General features: G+C 74.1%; 21 protein-coding genes. 5 read left to right on the forward strand and 16 right to left on the reverse strand.

All coding sequences use genetic code 11. From position 1 onward, the window contains the following. From ABZ444_RS48520 to ABZ444_RS48550, 7 genes are all read right to left on the reverse strand, one after another. On the reverse strand, window positions 1-329 hold a 329-nt coding region (locus ABZ444_RS48520; protein WP_358011430.1), incomplete at its 3' end, for an HPr family phosphocarrier protein. A gap of 12 nt (window positions 330-341) precedes the next feature. Further along, window positions 342-1379, reverse strand: a complete 1038-nt coding sequence (locus ABZ444_RS48525) for a zinc-dependent dehydrogenase (protein ID WP_358011432.1) — start codon at window positions 1377-1379, stop codon at window positions 342-344. Then, window positions 1376-1801: a PTS sugar transporter subunit IIA gene (locus tag ABZ444_RS48530; protein ID WP_358011434.1), complete on the reverse strand. Its 426-nt coding sequence runs from the start codon at window positions 1799-1801 to the stop codon at window positions 1376-1378. The genes ABZ444_RS48525 and ABZ444_RS48530 overlap by 4 nt, the downstream gene beginning before the upstream one ends. Continuing rightward, entirely contained in the window at window positions 1794-2102 is a 309-nt protein-coding gene (locus tag ABZ444_RS48535) for a PTS lactose transporter subunit IIB (RefSeq protein WP_358011436.1), read from the reverse strand. Before ABZ444_RS48535 ends, ABZ444_RS48530 begins: the two co-directional genes overlap by 8 nt. A 3-nt stretch (window positions 2103-2105) precedes the next feature. Then, window positions 2106-3281: a PTS mannitol transporter subunit IICB gene (locus ABZ444_RS48540; RefSeq protein ID WP_358011439.1), complete on the reverse strand. Its 1176-nt coding sequence runs from the start codon at window positions 3279-3281 to the stop codon at window positions 2106-2108. Between the two features lie 32 nt (window positions 3282-3313). Further along, window positions 3314-4297, reverse strand: coding sequence for a 1-phosphofructokinase (gene pfkB, locus ABZ444_RS48545; protein ID WP_358011442.1), 984 nt, complete (start codon window positions 4295-4297; stop codon window positions 3314-3316). After that, window positions 4294-5055 (reverse strand): DeoR/GlpR family DNA-binding transcription regulator, encoded by a 762-nt coding sequence (locus ABZ444_RS48550; RefSeq protein ID WP_352350975.1) that lies wholly within the window; start codon window positions 5053-5055, stop codon window positions 4294-4296. The genes pfkB and ABZ444_RS48550 overlap by 4 nt, the downstream gene beginning before the upstream one ends. A gap of 102 nt (window positions 5056-5157) precedes the next feature. Between ABZ444_RS48550 and ABZ444_RS48555 the strand changes: the two genes are divergently transcribed. Next, entirely contained in the window at window positions 5158-6018 is an 861-nt protein-coding gene (locus ABZ444_RS48555) for a hypothetical protein (RefSeq protein ID WP_358011445.1), read from the forward strand. Window positions 6019-6033: 15 nt separating this feature from the next. Here the strand turns inward: ABZ444_RS48555 and ABZ444_RS48560 are convergent, their stop codons facing one another. The 5 genes from ABZ444_RS48560 to def all read right to left on the reverse strand — a co-directional run bounded on the left by ABZ444_RS48560 (window position 6034) and on the right by def (window position 9550). Further along, complete coding sequence (locus ABZ444_RS48560; RefSeq protein WP_358011447.1) at window positions 6034-6384, reverse strand: MmcQ/YjbR family DNA-binding protein; 351 nt, start codon at window positions 6382-6384, stop codon at window positions 6034-6036. A 9-nt stretch (window positions 6385-6393) separates the two neighbouring features. Further along, window positions 6394-6810: a CBS domain-containing protein gene (locus ABZ444_RS48565; protein ID WP_352325227.1), complete on the reverse strand. Its 417-nt coding sequence runs from the start codon at window positions 6808-6810 to the stop codon at window positions 6394-6396. Window positions 6811-6941: 131 nt separating this feature from the next. Further along, window positions 6942-8363 carry a pyridoxal-dependent decarboxylase gene (locus ABZ444_RS48570; protein ID WP_358011449.1) on the reverse strand — a complete coding sequence of 474 codons (1422 nt, stop codon included), beginning with the start codon at window positions 8361-8363 and terminating at the stop codon, window positions 6942-6944. Continuing rightward, window positions 8356-8976 (reverse strand): XRE family transcriptional regulator, encoded by a 621-nt coding sequence (locus tag ABZ444_RS48575; RefSeq protein ID WP_358011452.1) that lies wholly within the window; start codon window positions 8974-8976, stop codon window positions 8356-8358. Before ABZ444_RS48575 ends, ABZ444_RS48570 begins: the two co-directional genes overlap by 8 nt. 7 nt (window positions 8977-8983) lie before the next feature. After that, the gene (gene def / locus ABZ444_RS48580; RefSeq protein ID WP_358011454.1) at window positions 8984-9550 is read right to left on the reverse strand and encodes a peptide deformylase; all 567 of its coding nucleotides are present in this window, start codon (window positions 9548-9550) and stop codon (window positions 8984-8986) included. 124 nt (window positions 9551-9674) lie between these two features. Between def and ABZ444_RS48585 the strand changes: the two genes are divergently transcribed. Next, a complete protein-coding gene (locus ABZ444_RS48585; protein WP_358011457.1) occupies window positions 9675-10469 on the forward strand; it encodes a methyltransferase domain-containing protein in 795 nt (264 codons plus the stop codon). A gap of 112 nt (window positions 10470-10581) precedes the next feature. Here ABZ444_RS48585 and ABZ444_RS48590 read toward each other — a convergent pair whose 3' ends face one another. Together ABZ444_RS48590 and ABZ444_RS48595 are read right to left on the reverse strand one after the other, a co-directional pair. Next, window positions 10582-11097: a hypothetical protein gene (locus tag ABZ444_RS48590; protein WP_358011460.1), complete on the reverse strand. Its 516-nt coding sequence runs from the start codon at window positions 11095-11097 to the stop codon at window positions 10582-10584. A 99-nt stretch (window positions 11098-11196) separates the two neighbouring features. Next, the gene (locus ABZ444_RS48595; RefSeq protein WP_358011462.1) at window positions 11197-12210 is read right to left on the reverse strand and encodes a hypothetical protein; all 1014 of its coding nucleotides are present in this window, start codon (window positions 12208-12210) and stop codon (window positions 11197-11199) included. Window positions 12211-12451: 241 nt separating this feature from the next. Between ABZ444_RS48595 and ABZ444_RS48600 the strand changes: the two genes are divergently transcribed. Beyond that, on the forward strand, window positions 12452-13387 hold the full coding sequence (locus ABZ444_RS48600; RefSeq protein ID WP_358011464.1) for a GNAT family N-acetyltransferase: 936 nt from the start codon (window positions 12452-12454) through the stop codon (window positions 13385-13387). A gap of 33 nt (window positions 13388-13420) precedes the next feature. Here the strand turns inward: ABZ444_RS48600 and ABZ444_RS48605 are convergent, their stop codons facing one another. Further along, entirely contained in the window at window positions 13421-14188 is a 768-nt protein-coding gene (locus ABZ444_RS48605) for a nucleotidyltransferase domain-containing protein (protein WP_358011467.1), read from the reverse strand. Beyond that, complete coding sequence (locus tag ABZ444_RS48610; RefSeq protein WP_358011470.1) at window positions 14185-14823, reverse strand: nucleotidyltransferase domain-containing protein; 639 nt, start codon at window positions 14821-14823, stop codon at window positions 14185-14187. Before ABZ444_RS48610 ends, ABZ444_RS48605 begins: the two co-directional genes overlap by 4 nt. Before the next feature lie 57 nt (window positions 14824-14880). Here ABZ444_RS48610 and ABZ444_RS48615 point away from each other — a divergent pair, with 57 nt between their 5' ends. Both ABZ444_RS48615 and ABZ444_RS48620 read left to right on the forward strand, forming a co-directional pair. Further along, a complete protein-coding gene (locus ABZ444_RS48615; protein WP_358011473.1) occupies window positions 14881-16746 on the forward strand; it encodes a propionyl-CoA synthetase in 1866 nt (621 codons plus the stop codon). A gap of 76 nt (window positions 16747-16822) precedes the next feature. Continuing rightward, on the forward strand, window positions 16823-19648 hold the full coding sequence (locus ABZ444_RS48620; RefSeq protein WP_358011475.1) for a hypothetical protein: 2826 nt from the start codon (window positions 16823-16825) through the stop codon (window positions 19646-19648). Window positions 19649-19669: the final 21 nt, after the last annotated feature.

Below are 19669 nucleotides of genomic sequence, written 5' to 3' on the forward strand. Positions count from 1 at the left end.
CCCGTGGCCGCCCCTGTGGCCACCTCAGTCGCCGCCTCCGTCGCCGCGGCCGCGCCGGGCGCGGGGGCGGCGTCGAGGTCGCGGGAGAACAGGGCGGCCAGCGCGTCGAGCGCCTCCTCGGCCCCCGCGCCCTCGGCCTCCAGCGTCACCACCGTGCCCTGCACCGCGCCCAGCGACAACACCCCCAGCATGCTGCCGGCCGGCACCGACTTCTCGCCGAGCCGCACCCGCACCGGCACCCCCAGCCGGGCCGCCTCCCGCACGAACACCTTCGCCGGACGCGCGTGCAGGCCGCCGGCGCAGGCCACGGCCACCGTTCGACTCGCCATCGCCAACCTCCTTCAGGGTTCTATCGTCACCTTGATGGCCGTGCCCGTGCTGACGAGGTCGATCCCGTCGAGCACCCGGGGCAGCGGCAGCCGGTGGGTGATCAGGTCGGACACCACCACGGCGCCCTCGGCCACCAGGCGCAGGGCCTCGGCGTTGTGCGCGGGGCTGGAGCCGTTCGCGCCCACGATGCTCAGCTCCCGGTAGTGGACCAGGTTGGCGTCGAGGGCGATGACCGGGTCGTCCTTCGGCAGCCCGCCGAAGAAGCTCACGCGCCCCTGCCGGGCGGCCATCCGGACCGCCTGCTCCTGGGCCGCGCCGGAGGCCGCCGCGGTGATCACGACGTCGGCGCCGCGGCCGCCGGTCAGCTTGAGCACTTGTGCGACGGCGTCGGAGTCGATCACCGCGTCGGGACGCACCAGCTCGGCCGCCATCGCCAGCCGGTCGGCGTTGACGTCCACGAGGAAGATCCGGGACGCGCCGCGCGCCCGCGCCAGCCGTACGTGCAGGCAGCCGATCGGGCCCGCGCCCATCACCACCACGTCGTCGCCCGGCCCCACCCCGGCCAGCGACTGGCCGTTGAGCACGCAGGCCAGCGGCTCGGCCACCGACGCCTCGGCGAACCCGACGCCGTCGGGAACGGCGTTGACCCCGTTCACGGCCGGCACCTTGGCCGGGACGACCCCGTTCACGGCCGGCACCTTGGCCGGGACGACCACGTACTCGGCGAAGCCGCCGTCGTAGTGGTAGCCCATCGACTCCTGGCGCGGGCAGACGGTCAGGCGGCCCCGGCGGCACTCCACGCACGTCCCGCACGGGATGGCGGCGATCACCTGCACCCGCGCCCCGGTGCCCACGACCTCGCCGGCGATCTCGTGGCCCATGACGCGCGGCGGCCTGATGTGGTGGTGGCCGTACCGGAAGATCTTGGCGTCGGTGCCGCAGGTCGAGCAGTTGCGCACCCGGATCTTCAGCTCGCCCGGCCCGGCCTGCGGCTCCGGCGCGTCCTCGATCCTGATGTCGCCCGGGGCGTGGAACCTGGCTACCTTCACGTCAGCTCCTTCAGCACCTGGCCCGGCTCCGTCGCCTCGCGCAACGCCCTGGCCCGGTCGGGGTCGAGCAGGATCTCGGCCAGCGCCGCCAGCAGCGGCACGTGCCCGTCGCCGGCGGCGGCGATGCCCACGCACAGCGTGACGCGCTCGCCGTCCCAGTCGATCCCGCCGGGGAAGCGCACGACGCAGATCGCGTCGCGCGTGACGTCCCGCTTGGAGGCGGCCGTGCCGTGCGGGACGGCCACCCCCTCGCCGACGTAGGTGGAGATCGTGCGCTCGCGTTCGAGCATCGCCTCGACGTACGGCTCCGCGACCGCGCCCACCTCCACCAGCACCCGCCCGCACCGGCGGACGGCCTCCTCGCGCGAGGCCGCGCTCTCGTGCAGCAGGATCGCCCGCGCGTCGAGCAGGTCCTCACGCATCGACGGTGCCGCCGTTCCTGATGGTGTTCACCAGCCCGGTCACCGCCGGGTCGCCGAGGAAGACCTGGAAGGACACCAGCGCCTTGCCCGGCGCGGCGGCCCTGGCCCTGGCGGCCAGCCCGGAGTGGCACACGACGACGTCGGCGTCGGCGGGGATGGAGTTCACCGGGGTGTGCTCGACGGTGACGCCGCTCTCCTTGAGCTGCTTGCGGAGCTGGGAGGCGAGCATGACGCTGCTGCCCATGCCCGCGTCGCAGGCCACGACGATCTTGTGGATGTCCTTGCTGTCGATGCCGGCCACGGCTCACGCCTCCTTGCTGACGGGTTCGGTCCTGACGGGTCGGGTGCTCGCGGGTTCGGTGCCGGCGGGCTCAGGGGCCGGTGGGTCCGCGACGGCGTCCTGCGGGCCGGGGACGTCCGGCTCCGGCTCCTTCTCGCCCCGGCCGAAGCCCAGCAGCACGGCGGCGACGGCGAACGACACGGCCGTGGCCACCGCGATCCCGGCGATCGAGCCGAGCCAGCCGCCGCGCGGCGTCACCGCGAGGTAGGCGAAGATGCTGCCGGGCGAGGGCGTGGCGACCAGGCCCGCGCCGGTGATCATGAAGGTGAACACGCCGGCCGCCCCGCCCGCGATGACGGCCAGGAGGAGCCGCGGCTTCATCAGCACGTACGGGAAGTAGATCTCGTGGATGCCGCCGAAGAAGTGGATGATCATCGCGGCGGGCGTGCTCGGCCGCAGCGGACGCGGCCCGAACAGCAGGTACGCCACCAGCAGCCCGAGCCCAGGGCCGGGGTTCGACTCCAGCATGAACAGGATCGATCTGCCCTGCCGCACCGCCTCGGCCACCCCCAGCGGCCCCAGTACGCCGTGGTTGACCGCGTTGTTCAGGAACAGCACCTTGGCCGGCTCGATCAGCACGGAGGCCACCGGCAGCAGGTTGTTGGTGATCAGCCACTCGACCGCCTGGCCCGCCGCGCCGGTGACGACCCGGACGACCGGCCCGATGCCCAGCACCCCGGCCACGGCCATCGCGGCGCCCACGATGCCGGCGGTGAAGTTGTCCACCAGCATCTCGAACCCGGCTCTGGTCCGCTGCTCAGTCAACGTGTCCACATATTTCAGGATCACGGCGGCGAGTGGGCCGACGATCATCGCGCCGAGGAACATCGGGATGTCCGAGCCCACGACCACGCCCATCGCCGCCACCGCGCCGACGACCGCGCCGCGCTGCCCGTGGACCATGCGGCCGCCGGTGTAGGCGATGAGGATCGGCAGCAGGGCCTTGATGACCGGGTCGACCAGCGCGGCCAGCTCCTTGTCCGGCAGCCAGCCGGTGGGGATGAACAGCGCGGTGATCAGGCCCCAGGCGATGAACGCGCCGATGTTCGGCATGATCATCCCGGCCAGGTGGCCGCCTAGGCGCTGGATGGTGGCCTTGACTCCGGTGCCGTGGACCGGAGGGGTGTAACTGTCGGCCATGGACGTGCTCCTTCGGGGGGATGAGCAGTGGATCAGCCGTACGGTGAGGGGGCGACCGGCTCCGGGACGGGCGGCGCGTGCGGGACGGTGAGCGGGCGGGCCGGGTCGGGGGCTCCCGTGCGCACCCCGGCGCGGTCGATGTCGGCGGGGCCGGGCATCCTGCTGCCGGGCAGCCGGACCGCCGCCGCGCCCCAGGCCAGCGCCTCGGCCAGGGCGGGGACGCCGTGCCCGCCCGCGGCCAGGAACCCGGCCAGCATGGCGTCGCCGGCGCCGACGGAGCTGCGCGGCCCGGTGACCGCGGCCTCGCCGTACCAGACGCCGTCGTCCTCGACGAGGACGGCGCCGTCGGCCCCGAGGCTGGCCAGCACCGTACGGGCGCCCGCGGCGCGCAGCCCGGCCGCCGCCTCGACCACGTCGCCGACCCGGCACAACGGCCGGCCGGTCACCGCGGCCAGCTCGTCGAGGTTGGGCTTGACCAGCGCAGGACCGGCCTCCAGCGCACGGGCGAGGGCCGGCCCGCTGGTGTCCACGGCGACGTGCAGGCCAGCGGCGGCGAAGCGGCGGCACAGCCGGGCGTAGACGTCGGCGGGCACCCCGGGCGGCAGGCTGCCCGAGGCCACCACCCAGTCCGCCTCCCGCGCCGCGGCCAGCACGGTCTCGGCGATCGTGTCCAGCTCGGCCGCCGACAGCGCGGGCCCCGGCTCGTTGATCTTGGTGACGGTGCCGTCGGGCTCGGCGAGCGTGACGTTGGACCGGGTCGTGCCCGCCACGGGGACGGTGACCATGTCCAGGCCCTCGGCGGCCAGCAGGCGGACGAGCTGCGCGCCCTCGTCCCCGGCGAAGGGCAGCACGGCGCGGGCGGCGACGCCGTTGGCCAGCAGCGCCCGCGAGACGTTGACGCCCTTGCCGCCCGGGTCGAGCCGGGCCCGCGCGGCCCGGATCACCGCGCCCCTGGCCAGGGCGGCGATCTCGATCGTGCGGTCGAGGCTCGGGTTGAGCGTCAACGTGAGGATCACGCGCGGATCACCTCCGGCCCGGCGGCGGCGACGTCGGCGGCGAGCGCCGGGTCGATCCCCGCGTCGGTGATCACCACGTCGATCTCGCCCAGCTCGGCGAACGTGGCCAGGTAGGTGTTGCCGAACTTGGTGTGGTCGGCCAGCAGCACGCTGCGCTGGGCGGCCCGGACCATGGCCCGCTTGATCGCCGCCTCGGCCGGGTCGGGCGTGGTCAGGCCCCGGGCGGGCGAGCAGCCGTTGGCGCCCATGAACGCGACGTCGACGTTGAGGTGGGCCAGCGGGCGCAGCGCCCAGTCGTCGACCGTGGCCAGCGTCTTGCCGCGCAGCCGCCCGCCCAGCACGATCACCTGGAGGTTGGCCCGCGAGGCCAGGACGGTGGCCAGCGGCGGCGAGTTGACGATCACGGTGAGCTCGCGGTCGGCGGGCAGCGCCTGGACCAGGCGGCCGGTGGTGGTGCCGGCGTCGATGATGACCGAGCCGTCCTCGGGCAGCTCGGCCAGCGCCGCCTTGGCGATGCGCTCCTTCTCCGCGGTCATCACCTCGTCGCGGGCGGCCAGCGCGGGCTCGAACCCCAGGCGTTCCACGGGGATCGCGCCGCCGTGCACCCGGCGCAGCACGCCCGCCCGCTCCAGCGCGGTCAGGTCGCGGCGGATCGTCTCGGTGGTCACGTCGAGCTCGGCGGCCAGCCTCACCACGTCGACGCGGCCCGCGTCCCGCGCTCTGCGGAGGATCTCCTGCTGCCGCTCCTCGGCGTACATGATGTTGGTTCACCGCCGTTTCTGTTTGGTTTCTCCTGTGTTTATACCCGCTTTCGTTGGACGGTCAAGGGGTGGACGACACAATCTGGTAGTTATAGGCGGGTGCGAATCAAGCCCCTGGCCGCCGCGGCGGCGGTCGTCCCCGTCGTCGCCCTGGCCACGCCCGCCCACGCCGCCGTTGCCCGCCCGATCCGAGTGCCCGCGGGCACCACGGCGGCCTGGGTGGTGTTCGACCGGAAGGCGGGCAAGATCGTCGCCGTCCGGAACGCCCACCGCAAGTTCCGATCTGCGTCGGTCGTCAAGATCCTCATCGCGATCGACTACCTGGAGCGGCGCAAGAGCGTGCTGCCGGCCGACGCCCGGCTGCTGAAGATCATGCTGCGCTCCAGCGACGACGACGCCGCCTCGGCGTTCTGGGACCGTGACGGCAAGGGGCAGATCATCGTCCGGACCGCCCGCCGGCTCGGCCTGTCCGACACCACCCCGCCGCCCGCCTCCAAGCCGGGCTTCTGGGGCTACACCTCGCTCAGCGCGTACGACGTCGTCCGGACCTACCGCTACCTGCTCGACACCGCCGACGCCCGGGTGCGCGACCTCATCCTCGGCCACCTGCGCGCCTCCACGCCGTGCGGCACCGACGGCTTCGACCAGACCTTCGGCATCCCGCGCGCGGTGCCGAGGCCCTGGGCGGTCAAGCAGGGCTGGTCGGGGTTCGGCACGACGCCGCCCGGCAAGTGCGACCCCAAGGCCCTGGCCGCGCCCGTCTCGTGGATCGCGCAGCGCGCGACCGGCTCTGGCGTGCCGGACTACGGGCGGCCCGTGCTGCACACGACGGGCCTGGCCGGCACCGGCGACCGCCTGGTCATGGCGGTGCTCACCGCCCACCCGGCGGGCAGCGCGTGGAGCGGCTCGGTCAAGCGCGTCACCGACCTGACCTCGGCCCTTTATCGCTCGGTGTCGTAAGTGCGGCGGAACGGCTCAGGGGCCGGTCCGGAGCTGCTGTTCCAGGCGGACCTTCTTCGGGACGCACATGCGCCACGCCTCCAGCACCAGCTCGCGCATCTCCGCCGCGTCGAGGGCGTCCATGCGGGCAACCACCCAGTTGAAGCGCAGATCGGACTCGCCGGGCATGAGGAACTTGGCCGGCTCGGCCGCCACCAGGGCCTCGCGTTCCTCCTTCGGGAACCCGAAGCCCATCAGCGTCTCGTCCCGTGAGAACGCCACGTAGACGATCTTTCCCACGCGGAACTTGACCCGGTCCCGGATCAGGTGCTCGGACGAGCGCGGAAGGGTGCGCGCGAAGCGCCGGACGTCCTCGACTGTGATCACACCGCCACGTTAGCGGTTGCCCTCCGCGGCCGAGATGTCGGCGAGCGCGGAGTCCGGGTCGCGCTCCACCGCCAGGTCGCCCAGGCTCACGATGCCGACGGGACGGCCGTCCTCGACGACCGGAAGGCGGCGCACGGCGTGCGAGCGCATGATCTGCACGGCCTGGTCGATGCTGGTGTCCGGCCCGACCGCCTCGACCGACGGGCTGCACGCCTCCCTGACCGGCGTCTCCGGCCCCCGCTCGTCGGCCACCACGCGGATCGTGATGTCCCGGTCGGTGACGATGCCCTTCATGCGCCCGTTCTCGTTGACGATCACCGCGCCCGCGTCGTTGTCGCGCATGAGCGCCGCGGCTGCCGACACCGGCTGGTCGCACTCGACCGTCGCCGGGTGGGAAGTCATCACGTCTGCCACGGTCTCTGCCATGGGATCCTCCTGATTGCTCACGTCCCGGCCGCTTACTACCCGGGCCGGGGGAGAGCTCACAGGGCTTTGTCGGATCCCGGCGTCCGGCCATGCGTGTCCGGTACGTCCGTGGAGAACCCCTTTACCGGGTCTCAGAGCGTCTTCGCCGCCAGGCGGATCTCCTCCAGCAGGATCGCCAGGTCGTCCTCGGTGGTGTCGGGATGCAGGAAGCAGGCCCGCAGCGCGTCCCGGCCGCCGAGGCGGGTGCCGGTGAGGAAGGCGTTGCCGCGCGCCTGGACCGCGCCCGGCAGGGCCCGGTTGAGCGCGTCGAGCCCGCCGGATCCGCCGTATCCGCCGGTCGCGGGCGTGTGGCGGAAGGCCGTGATGGAGCTGGCGACCGGCGCGAGCAGCTCGAAGTCCGCGGCCTGCTCGACCATGGCGGCCAGCGTGCGCGCCAGGCCGCCGGTGTGCTCGACCAGGCGCGTGACGCCCTCCCTGCCCAGGTACGACAGCGTCGCCCAGGTCTTCAGCGCCCGGAACGGGCGGGTCTGCTCGGGCCCGTACTCGGCGAACCAGCCCAGGTCGCCGGCGTTGTCGTCGACCAGGTACGACGGCACCAGGCTGAAGGCGGCCCGCGCGGCGGCCGGGTCGCGCAGCAGCGCGCAGCCGCAGCCGACCGGGACGCCGAGCCACTTGTGCGGGTCGAGGGCCAGCGAGTCGGCCCGGTCCAGCCCCGCGTAGGCGGGCGCCGAGCGCGCGTCGAGCACGCCGAGGGCGCCGTAGGCGCCGTCCACGTGGAACCAGAGCCCGTGCTCGGCGGCCACGTCGGCGATGGCGTCGAGCGGATCGACCGCGCCGGAATTGACGGTGCCCGCGCTGCCCGCCACGCAGAACGGCCGCAGGCCCGCCGCCAGGTCGTCGGCGATCATCGTGCGCAGCGCGCCGACGTCCATGCGGAAGGAGGCGTCCACCGGCACCTTCCGGACGTGCCGGGCGCCGAGGCCGAGCAGCTGGGCCGCCTTGTGCAGGCAGCTGTGGCCCTCCTCGGTGACGTACAGGACCATGGGCGGGCGGCCGTGCAGGCCCTCCTCGCGGGCGTCCCAGCCGTCGGCGAGCGCGGCGTGCTGCCGGGCGGTGGCCAGGCAGACGATCGTGGCCATCGACGCGCCGCTGGTCAGCAGGCCGCCGCCGGGCGGGTGGGGGAAGCCGACCAGCTCGGCCAGCCAGCGCACCACCGTACGCTCCAGCAGCGGGCCCGCGTGGTCGCCACCCGCGCAGCTCGGGTTGAGCGCGGCGGCCAGCGGCTCGACGAGCACGCCCGCGGGGGAGGGCGGCGAGTTCACCCAGCCGAAGAAGCGCGGGTGCCCGTTGCCCATCGGGTACGGCAGCACATGGGCGCCCACGTCGTCGAGCAGCGCGTCGAGGGGACGCCCGGCGTCGGGCAGCGGCAGCTCGCCCAGCCAGGCGCGCTCGGCGTCGGGCACCGGCCGCCAGACGGGTCCGGCCGGGACGCCCTCCAGATGGGCGGCCGCGATCTCGGCCGCCCTGACGCCGGCGCGGCGCAGCTCATCCATGCGGGGCTTCCCTCCAGGTCTCGTGATGGCCGCCGCCGCCCAGCTCCATGGCCAGGTAGAAGACGCAGTCGGCGGTCCCGTCGTTGGCGAAGGCGTGGCGGTGGTCGCCGGGGTAGGCGGCCGAGTCGCCGGCCGCCAGCTCGTACGGCCGGTCGTCGATCGTCAGGCGCAGCGTGCCGCGCTCGACGGCCAGGTACTCGCGCGAGCCCCGGGCGTGCGGGGCGAACTCGCCCGCGTCCACGCCGGGGCCGATCGTGGTCCGCATGAACTCGAACTCCACGTCGGCCAGCACCGGCGACAACACCCGCCGTTCCCAGCCCGACGGGTCGCGCAGCACCCGCTGCCGGTCGTGCCGCAGCACGCGCACGTCCTCGCGGGCCGGTTCGTCGAGGAGCCGGGAGATCGACGTGCCGAGGGCCGTGGCCAGGCGGTCGAGCACCAGCACGGTCGGCGACTTGGCGCCGCGCTCGACGTCGGAGACCATGCTCCTGCTGATGCCGCTCAGCTCGGCCAGGCGCTCGACGGACAACCCGCGCCCGCGCCGCTCGGCGCGGATGCGCCCGCCCAGCTCGGCCAGGGACAGCCCGCTGGACAGTACGCCTTCACCTTGCATTCCTCCACTATAGCGGAGAAATGTCCTCTTTAGTGGCCTTGGTCTGCTCGTAAGCTGCCAACACCTGCTTGCGGCGTTTGGTCGGCAGGCGGTCGATGTACAGGTAGCCGTCGAGGTGGTCGGTCTCGTGCTGGAGGCAGCGGGCCAGCAGGCCGGTGCCCGCGACCGTGACCGGCCGCCCCTCGGCGTCGAAACCGTGGACGGTGGCGTGGTCGGGCCGGGGGAGCGGGGCGAACTGGCCGGGGACCGACAGGCAGCCCTCGTCGTCGGGGTCGAGGCGGCGCTCGCCGAGGCCCGGCAGCTCCAGGGCCGGGTTGACGACGACGCCCTTGTGGGCGACGCCCTCGGCGTCGGGGCAGTCGTAGACGAACACGCGCAGCGGCACGCCGATCTGGTTGGCGGCCAGGCCCACGCCCTCGGCCGCGTACATGCTCGCGAACATGTCGTCGACCAGCGCCGCCAGCTCGCCGTCGAACCGGGTGACCGGCTCGCACGGATTGTGCAGCACCGGATCGCCCACGTGCACGATCGGCCGGACCTCTCCCACGACCACGCCTTCCTTTTGCCGGGACATTGCCGCGACCAGTCTACGAGCGGCGCCGGACGACCGAGGCCGTCTCATATAGAAAGACAGTTCCTCTCGAAAGGTGAGACTGGCGTTAGGGTCGGAGCACACATCGTCGTGAAGGAGTCTTTCGATGGACGCCGTCTACACCCATGGGCACCACGAGTCCGTCCTGCGCTCGCACCGGTGGCGCACCGCGGAGAACTCGGCCGCGTACCTGCTGCCGCACCTGCGGCCCGCGATGAAGCTCCTCGACGTGGGCAGCGGGCCCGGCACGATCACCGCGGACCTGGCCGCGCTGGTCGGCCACGTGACGGCGTCGGAGGTGACCGCGGACGCCCTGGCACTGGCCAGGGCCGAGATCGGCGCGCGCGGCCTGGGCAACGTGGACTTCGCCGTCGCCGACGCGCACGCCCTCGGCTTCCCCGACGACACCTTCTGCGTGGTCCACGCCCACCAGGTGCTCCAGCACGTGGGCGACCCGGTGCGGGCGCTGCGTGAGATGCGCCGGGTGACCAAGCCCGGCGGGTACGTCGCGGCCAGGGACAGCGACTACTCGGCCTTCGCCTGGTACCCGCGCCTGCCCGCGCTGGACGACTGGATGGCCCTCTACCAGCGCCTCGCCCGCGAGAACGGCGGCGAGCCGGACGCCGGGCGGCGCCTGCTGTCCTGGGCCCGCGCCGCCGGCTTCCAGGAGGTCACCGCCACCTCCTCCACCTGGTGCTTCGCCACCCCCGAGGACCGCGCGTGGTGGGGCGGCATGTGGGCCGACCGCGTCCGGCGGTCGGCCCTGGCCGGGCAGGCGCTCGCCACGGGCGCGGCCACCGAGTCCGACCTGGGGCGCATGGCCGCCGGCTGGCTGGAATGGGCCGCCGACGACGACGCCTGGCTCTCCGTCCTGCACGGCGAGATCCTCTGCCGCCCCTGACCCGCCGGGCGGGCGACGGGCCGCCCCTGACCCGCCGGGCGGGCGACGGGCCGCCCCTGACCCGCCGGGCGGGCGACGGGCCGCTCCTGATCCGTAGGGCGGGTGGCGTGGTTCAGAGGCCGAGGGTGCGGGTGCGCTGCCACTGGGGGTCGCGGTAGAGCACCTGGTCGGTGCCCAGGAGCTCGTCGGGGGCCGACAACATGGCGATCTCGCCCGCCGCCTGGAGCTGGAGCAGCAGGTCGCGCACCCGCGGCCCCACCGGCAGCCGCCCGGCGGGCAGCCCGAACCCGGCCCGCACCGTGTCGGCGATCTCCGACAGGTGGAACGGCCCGTCGAGCCCCGCCACGATGCCGCGCACCACGGTCATCGTGATCAGCTCCTCGGCCTCGGTGCGGGCGAGCTGCCAGGTGATCTGCTCCTTGCGGCCGCCGGTCGCCGCGCAGACCGTGCACCCCCGCGTCAGGCCGGGGGCCAGCTGCTCCACCGCCGAGCCGAGACAGGCCGAGCACCGGCCGTTCTCGGCGGCGTGCAGCTCGGCCGCCATCCGCCCGGCCAGCACCGCGCCGCAGTCGCAGCCGAAGCCGTCGCCCAGGATGCCGCTCTGCGGCGAGATCGTATGCTTCGTCATCGAGCCGACTCTACCGGCCCCGTCCGCCGCGCCCGCGTCCCCTCGGAGCCCTGTCCCGCAGTCGTGTCCCCGCAGTCGTGTCCCCGCAGTCGCGTCCCGTCAGGTGCGGATGTCGGCGAGGCCGCGCAGGCGGCGCAGGGCCTTGCGGGCCGCGGCCGTGACGCGCTCGTCCGGGTGGTGGTCGATGACGACCCGCAGCACCCGTCCCGTCCACGGGTGGTCGCCGAAGGCGAGGATCGCGATCGTGCCCGCCTGCTCCTCCGCGTCCATCCCCATGGCGATCGAGTCGATCACCTCGCCCGCCTCGCCGCCGCCGAACTCCAGCAGCGCCGCCGCCATGTCCACCAGCACCCAGGCGATCTCGTCGGGGGTGGGCGGCCGTTCCTCGCGGCCCGTCCTGGCCGCGACCACCGCGCCCAGCCTGGGCTCCTCCAGCAGCCCGCGCAGCGCCCGGCGGCCCTCCTCGCCGAGCCCCGACTCCAGCAGCTCCACGCCGACCGCCCGGCTCAGCGGGCTCACACCGGCCAGCGCCCCGGCGATCTCGGCGGCGGCCCGCTCGCGGTCGCGGCCGGCCAGCCAGCCCGCCAGCTCCTCGCTCCGCTCGGCCTCGGGGTAGGAGCGCAGGCCGTGCAGCAGCGTGGCGGCGTCGGCGCCGGCCAGCGTCCCCATGACGGGGATCTCCTGACCGGCGGTCTCGGCGATGATCAGCCGCGCCACCCACAGCCCGAGCCAGCTCAGCGTGTACGGCTCCGCCTGCCGCACCAGCCCCAGATCGGTCAGCGCCTGAGGCACCCGCCCGGCGACCGGCTCCCTGGACAGGAACATGCGGATGAGCTCCAGCAGCAGCCGCTCGTCGGCGGCCAGCCGCGTCCGGCACACCCGCGCCCACGCCTCCAGCACCCGCGCGTCGCCGGCGCGCTCGTGCCCCTCCTCGTTCCGCTGCTCGTTCCCCTGCGCGTCGCCATGCTGAGGCTGCGGGTCGTCGGGCGGGTCGAGCAGCGCCTTCAGCTCGCCCGCGAGCGGCGCGGCGCGGACCGCGGAGGCCAGGGTGGCGGCGTCGGGGAGCCGGATCGGCGGTTGCAGCGGCAGCGTGTCGTCGTCGTAGGACCTCACGGAGCCCATCCTGTCCTCATCGTCGGCCGGAGCGGAATCGTCCCACCGGATCGGGAAACGCCGGAAACTGGACGCGGTCCAGCGTACTCACGGCGTCCTCCGGCCACGAGGGGAAGATCACGTCGGGGAAAACGGCGGGCGGGCCGCGGCGGCTTGGACTAGAGTGCTGCGAAATGTCGGGAGAAGGGAGGCACTGAGATGTTTGGCAGTGTAAGTGTGATTTTCATTTCTCGGAGGAACTGTGCTTTTCCGTCCCGCGGCCGAGGCTGACCTCGACCGCCTGCTCGGCTGCGTCGTCGACGAATCCATCAGCTGGGCCCATCCCGACCGGCTGCTCTCCTTCCTGGAGAGCCGCAACTACCGCTACGACCGGATCTGGCTCGCCGAGGAGAACGGCGAGATCCTGGCCCGCGCCGTCTGGTGGGGCTTCGCCGACGAGGAGCGACCGCTCGCCCTCGACTGCGTCTACGTCCACCCCTCCGTCGAGGACCGTGTGGGGCTGGCCGCCGAGCTGCTGCGCCACGCGCACGCCGCGTTCGGCCGGACGCCGGAGTACCACGTCTTCGTCTCCAACGGCTGGCGCGAGGACCCGAAGGCGTCGGCGGCCATCGCCTGGCGCTGGGAGGCCGCCGGCCGCGCCGGGCTGACCGAGGAGCTGGAACGCCTGCGCTACGCCTGGACGCCCGGCTCGCCGGTGCCCGAGCCGTCCGACCGGCTGGTCTTCCGCGGCGATGACGACGACGAGGTGTTCGTGGACGCCTTCCGCCAGGTCGCCGAGGGCACCCTCGACTTCCACACCCGCCAGGCCCTGATGACCATGGACCCCGTGGAACAGGCCCGCGAGGACGTCCGCGACAACCGCTCGATGCGGGGCGAGCGGTCCTGGTGGCGGCTGGCCTACGACAAGGCCGGCGACCTGGTCGGCGTCGCGCTGCCTTCCGCCAACGACGCCGGGCCTGTCGTCGGCTACCTCGGCGTGGTGCCCGCGCACCGGGGCCGCGGCTACGTCGACGAGCTGCTCGGCGAGATCACCCGCTTCCACGCCGAGCGCGGCGTGCCGGGGATCATGGCCGACACCGACGCGGGCAACGTCCCGATGGCGCGGGCGTTCGAACGCGCCGGGTACGAGAACGTCTCGGTCCGGCTGGTCCTGTCGGCCGACCCCGGCGCCGCCTGAGCCCCTGTCCCCTCCCTGACCGGCCGCACCCGGTCAGGGACGGGACGCCAGGCGGGCCCGCACGGCCAGGTCGTGCAGGGCGTCGTCCGCGGTGGTCCGTTCGGGCAGCGCAGAGCCCTCGCGCGCCGCCTCCAGCGCGGCCGTCATCCGCGCCACGTCCTCGGCCACGCCCGCCACCGGCGGCGCCGCGCCGTGCTCGGCCTCCCGCTTGGCCGCCACCAGCTCCGGCAGGTACGCCGGCCCGTAGGACAGCAGCCGGGTCAGGTCGGCCTCCAGCTCCCCGGTGCGCATGAGGTGGGTGCCCGTCGCCAGCACGCGGAAGGTGTACAGCAGCGGCTTCAGCTCGCCCGTACGCCCGAACAACCGCCACTGCGTACGGGCGAACCCCAGGTAGTGGTGGGCGTGGTGCCGCGTCACGCATCCGGCCGCCAGCGCCGTCAGCTCCTCGTGCACCGGCGAGGAGGTCACCACCAGCGGCGACAGGAGCTGTTCGAGCACGTAACCGTTGCGGCCGAGCAGCAGGCGGCAGAACTTGACCAGGTCGTGCGTGACCAGGTCCACCTCGACGCCCTCGCGCGTCCACGTCCGGTCGAGCGTCTGCGGCCCGGTGCGCAGCCCGGCCACCTCCTCGACCGGCAGCACGTGCACGCCACGCAGGTCCACGTCGGAGTCCACGGACGGGAAGCCGTACAGGTGGGCGCCGCTCACCGTGGCGAACGCCACCGGGTACGGCTGCTCGCCGGGGATCTCGGGCAGCCAGGACGGCAGCCTGAACGGCAGCCCGGACGGCGGCGCGTTCACAGGTGCTCCTTCCGCACGCCCACCAGGAAGTCCTCCACACGTTCGCGGTCCGGCCGCTCCGGCAGGACGCAGGGCGCGGCGGCCAGCTCCGCCGCCAGCTCGGCCCGCCAGGCGTCCACCTCGGCCCACGGGACCTCGCCGCGCCTGACCGCCAGCAGCCGTTCGCGGTGCGCCCCGACGTCGACCAGCGGCTCGCCGTGCCGCATCAGGTGCAGGCCGCTGAGCAGCAGCCGCAGCATGTGCATGGCCTGCTTCCACCTGGGCGCCGCCGGGTCGAGACGCCGGAACTGGTCAACGGCGTACCCGGCGAACGTCTGCCGCGCCCGCCGCGACACGAACGCCCCGCGCAGCTCGCGCAGCCGCCGCCCGGCCGGGGTCGCCAGCTCGACGATCGGCGACCACAGGCATTCCAGCACCGTCGGGTTGGCCTCCAGCGCCAGCACGCAGAAGCGCTCCACCTCCCACGAGAACTGCTCGGGCAGCGGCCCGTCGCGGTGCGTGGGCGGTTTGGACAGCCGCCAGAAGTCCGCGGTGGGGGCCACGAACACGCCGCGCCGGTCGGTGTCGGACGCCGCGGTCTCCAGCCCGTACGCCCGCGAGCCCGTCACGACGGACAGGATGAGATCGTCATTCATCCGGACACCCTCCCACGGGGCTTGCGTTCGGGGGCCGACGGCTGGTCTGATCGAAAAGTGGGCGGCTATGACGAGGCTTACCGGCGGAGCATCCAGCGCCCGGAGGAGTTCTGGGCGCAGGCGGCGCGCGACATCGACTGGGACGTCGCGCCCGCCGTGGTCAGCGACGGGAACAGGTGGTTCCCCGACGGACGGCTCAACACCTGCCACAACGCGCTCGACCGGCACGTCGCGGCCGGCCGCGGCGGCCAGGCGGCGCTGATCTACGACAGCCCGGTCACCGGCACCATCCGCACGATCACCTACGCCGAGCTGCTCGACGAGGTGGCGCGGACGGCGGGCATGCTGAAGGCGCTCGGCGTGACGGCCGGCGACACCGTCGTGATCTACATGCCGATGGTGCCCGAGGCGGTCGTCGCGATGCTGGCCTGCGCGCGGCTCGGCGCGGTGCACTCGGTGGTGTTCGGCGGCTTCGCGGCCAGTGAGCTGGCCCTGCGCATCGAGCACGCCGAGCCCAAGGTCGTGCTCTCGGCCTCCTGCGGCATCGAGCCGGCCCGCGTCGTGGCCTACAAGCCGCTGCTCGACGCCGCCCTCGACCAGGCCGCCCACCGGCCCGCCCACTGCGTGATCCTGCAGCGCCCGCAGGGCCCTGCGGAGCTGAGGCCGGGCCGCGACCTCGACTGGCACGAGTCCGTGCGCGCCGCCGAGCCCGCCGGATGCGTGGCCGTGGCCGCCACCGACCCGCTCTACGTGCTCTACACCTCCGGCACCACCGGCCTGCCCAAGGGCGTGGTGCGCGACAACGGCGGCCACGCGGTCGCGCTGCGCTGGAGCATGACCAACGTCTACGGCGCCGCCCCCGGCGAGGTCTTCTGGGCGGCCTCCGACGTCGGCTGGGTCGTCGGCCACTCCTACATCGTCTACGCGCCGCTGCTGACCGGCTGCACGACCGTCCTGTACGAGGGCAAGCCCGTCGGCACCCCCGACCCCGGCGCGTTCTGGCGGGTGACCGCCCAGCACGGAGTGCGCACGCTGTTCACCGCGCCCACCGCGATCAGGGCCATCAAGAAGGAAGATCCGGCCGGCAATTTCGCGAAAAAATGGGACCTGTCCGGGCTGCGGCACCTCTTCCTCGCCGGTGAGCGCCTCGACCCCGACACCTACCACTGGGCCGGCGACCTGCTCGGCGTCCCGGTCATCGACCACTGGTGGCAGACCGAGACCGGCTGGCCCGTCGCGGCCAACTGCGTCGGCATCGAGACCCTGCCGATCAAGCCGGGCTCGCCGACGAAACCCGTCCCCGGCTACGACGTGCGCGTCCTCGACGCCGAGGGCCGCGAGTGCCCGCCCGGCGTGGAGGGCGCGGTCACCGTCCGGCTGCCGCTGCCGCCCGGCTGCCTGCCCACCCTCTACCGCGACGAGGAACGCTTCACGGCCTCCTACCTGTCCCGCTACCCCGGCCACTACCTGACCGGCGACGGCGGCCACATCGACGCCGACGGCTACCTCTACGTCATGGGCCGCATCGACGACGTGATCAACGTGGCCGGCCACCGGCTGTCCACGGGCGCGATGGAGGAGGTGATCGCCGCCCATCCCGACGTCGCCGAGTGCGCCGTGATCGGGGTGGCCGACGCGCTGAAGGGGCAGCTCCCGGTCGGGTTCGTGGTGCTCAAGTCCGGCGCGGACCGTGACCCGGCCGACGTCGAGCGCGAGCTGACCACCCTGGTGCGCGAGCGTGTCGGGCCGGTCGCCGCCTTCCGCAGGGCGGTGGTGGTCGCCCGGCTGCCCAAGACGCGCTCGGGCAAGATCCTGCGCGCCACGATGCGCGACATCGCCGACGGCAGGCCGTACGCCACGCCGTCCACCATCGAGGACCCCGGCGTGCTGCCGGAGATCGCCGACGCGGTGAACGGCCCATAGCGGAGCGGGCGTCCGGGCAGCGCCGGGGGCGCCTCCCGGCGCATGATGGGACCTCCCGGTCCCGGAGAGGCGGCTGATGATCGAGACCCCGAGTTACGCCGACGCCCTGAGGGTGCTCGGCTGCAAGGAGGGCAGGCTCGTCAAGGTGGTCGGCTTCGCCGCGGCCGCCGCCCGCACGGGGTGGGCGCTGGCCGGGGGCGGGCTGCTCACCATGGGCCTGGCCGACCTGCGTTCCGACGTCGTGCGCTACGGCGAGGAGGTCATCCGCAGGATGCCCGAGCTGAAGGGGGGCGTGGACCGTTACACCCGCACCCAGCGCCTGGCCGCCGCGCACGCCGTGATCGTCGTCTCGGCCTGGTTCGAGGCGCTGGGGGAGGCCAAGCTGCCCTTCACCCTGGAGCAGCTCGACCGGGCCGACAAGATCTCCCACGGCGTGCCCACCCCCGAGCGCTTCGCCCGCCTGGTGGCCGGTCTCCTCATGGAACGCCTGCCCACCCCCGAGCCGCACGTGCCCTTCGCCGAGACCCGCCAGGCCGTCGAACGCGCCCACCTGCGCATGTCGGAGGCGATGGCCGGGTTCGTCGGCGGCCTCAGCGTGTGGGACGAGCTGCCGGTCGACGACCAGCTCCTGTTACCCCGGATGCTGGCCGAGGGCCCGCCCGCGCGCGCCCTGCGCATCTACGACGAGGACTTCCGCTCGCTGTCCCTGGACAGCCACGAGTTCGGCGTGCGCAGCCTGGTCACCGACCGCCAGACGCCGGGCACCGGTCTGTCCCGGGTGGCCTGGCTGCTGGCCGAGCTGGCCCCGCCGCGGGTCGGCGACCGTCCCATGATCCACCGGGCCAGGATGGCCGCGAACGCGCTCGACCGTCCCCTGCTGGCCGCCGGCAAGCTGCCCGAGGACGTCTCGCTCCCGCTGCTCGGCGAGGGCTACCTCAGCCCGCGCTGCCGGGTCGCCGAGCTGACCCGCGAGTCCGATCCCTCCTCCGTGGGCTGGTGGCGGGACCAGCGCCTGCTGCCCGACGCCGAGGCGTTCCTCGTCGGCCACCTCACCTCGCTGCGCGCCACCCAGGCGCCGCTGCTGGTGCTCGGCGAGCCCGGCGCGGGCAAGTCCAAGCTGACCGAGGTGCTCGGCGCCCGGCTGGCCAGGTCGGAGTTCCTGCCGATCAGGGTGGAGCTGCCGCGCGTCTCGCCGCGCGCGCCGGTCGCCGAGCAGATCGAGCAGGCCGTCGCCGCCGTGCTGGAGGAGGAGGTCGCCTACGCCGACCTGGTCGCCGCGGGCGACGGCGCGCTGCCGGTGATCCTGCTCGACGGCTTCGACGAGCTGCTGCAGGGCGGCGTCAACCGCTACGACTACCTCGGGCACCTCCAGGAGTTCCAGCGCCGCGAGGCCGCGCTGGGGCGGCCCGTCGTGGTGATCGTGACCAGCCGGACCGTGGTGGCCGACCGCATCAGGTTCCCCGACGGGCTGCTGGCGCTGCAGCTCCAGCCGTTCGAGGACGACCAGGTGCGCCAGTGGCTCGACATCTGGGACCAGGCCAACCGCGCCCTGCTGGCCCGGCGCGACCTGAAGCCGCTGCCCGCGGCGACCGCGCTGGCCCAGGGCGAGATGGCCCGGCAGCCGCTGCTCCTGCTGCTGCTCGCGCTCTACGACGCCGGCGGCAACGCCCTGCAGCGCGAGCACCGCCCGATCGGCCGCGCCCGCCTGTACGAGGTGCTGCTGCGCGACTTCACCGAACGCGAGACGGCCACCCCGCAGCGGGTGGCGATCGACAGCGAGCTCGTCCTGCTCGGCACGGTCGCCCTGTCCATGCTCGCCCGCGGCCGTCAGGTCATCACCGAGGAGGACCTCGCCCGCGACCTGCCCGCCCTGTGCGAAGGCGGCCAGGACGAGCCCGACGAGCCCGACGAGCCGCGCCCGCCCGTCGACTGGGCCCGCCGGGCCACCGAGCGCTTCTTCTTCATCCGCCGCGACGGCCACTCCTTCCTCCACTCCACCTTCGGCGAGTTCCTGACCGCCTGGCTGACCGTGTACGCGCTGCGCGACCTCGACCGGCGCCGCCGCCTGGCCGGGGACGAGCCGCTGGCCCTGGCCCAGAGCGTGGACGACGACCTGCTGTACGCGGTCACGTCCTTCTCCTGCCTGGCCGAGCGCGGGCCGACGGTCGGGTTCATCCTGGAGCTGCTGGACGAGGTGCCGGCGGCCGTACGCGCCCGGTGCGTGACCCACCTGGCCGGGCTGCTGCGCCGGTCCCTGTACGAGCGCCGCCGCCGCTGCTTCACCGGCTTCGAGCCGGTACGCCATCCCCTCACCCGCCGCCTGGCCGCCTACTCGGCCAACCTGGCGCTGCTCATCGTGGCCGCCTCGCCGGAGCCCGTGCCCGTCTCGCACCTCCTGGGCGGGCCCGACCCGCTGGGCCGCTGGGCGTCCTTCAGCCACCTGTGGAAGGGCCAGCTCGGGCACGAGGGGTGGACGGGCCTGGTCAACGCCCTGTCGGCGCACCGCGTCGCCGGGCGGGGCCAGGAGGAGGTGATCCTCGGCGGCGCCGAGGGCACCGCCATGGGCGACGTGATCGTCGCCGCCGCCACCGGTCACGCGCCCCGCCACCGCAGGCTGCTCGACCTGCTGATGCTGGCCGTGGGGGAGGGGCGCGCGCTGCGCTTCCACGACCGGGTGGCCGTCCTGCGGGAGCTGGTGGAGACGGCGGCCGTGCGGTCCCCGGCGGTGCACCGGGCGCTGGGCGCGTTGTGGCGCGCGGACGGCGCCGACCACGCCCAGCTGCGCCCGCTGCTGGGCCTGGTGCTGGCCGACCCGACCGAGCGCGTCGCGAGCTGGGAGCAACTGGTCAAGGCGGGCGTGCCGGAGGAGGAACTCTGGCAGATCCGCCAGGGCGCCGACTGATCCACCGGCGGCGCGATCACG

The sequence above is a fragment of the Nonomuraea sp. NPDC005730 genome (genome assembly GCF_040630865.1).
Taxonomy (GTDB): domain Bacteria; phylum Actinomycetota; class Actinomycetes; order Streptosporangiales; family Streptosporangiaceae; genus Nonomuraea.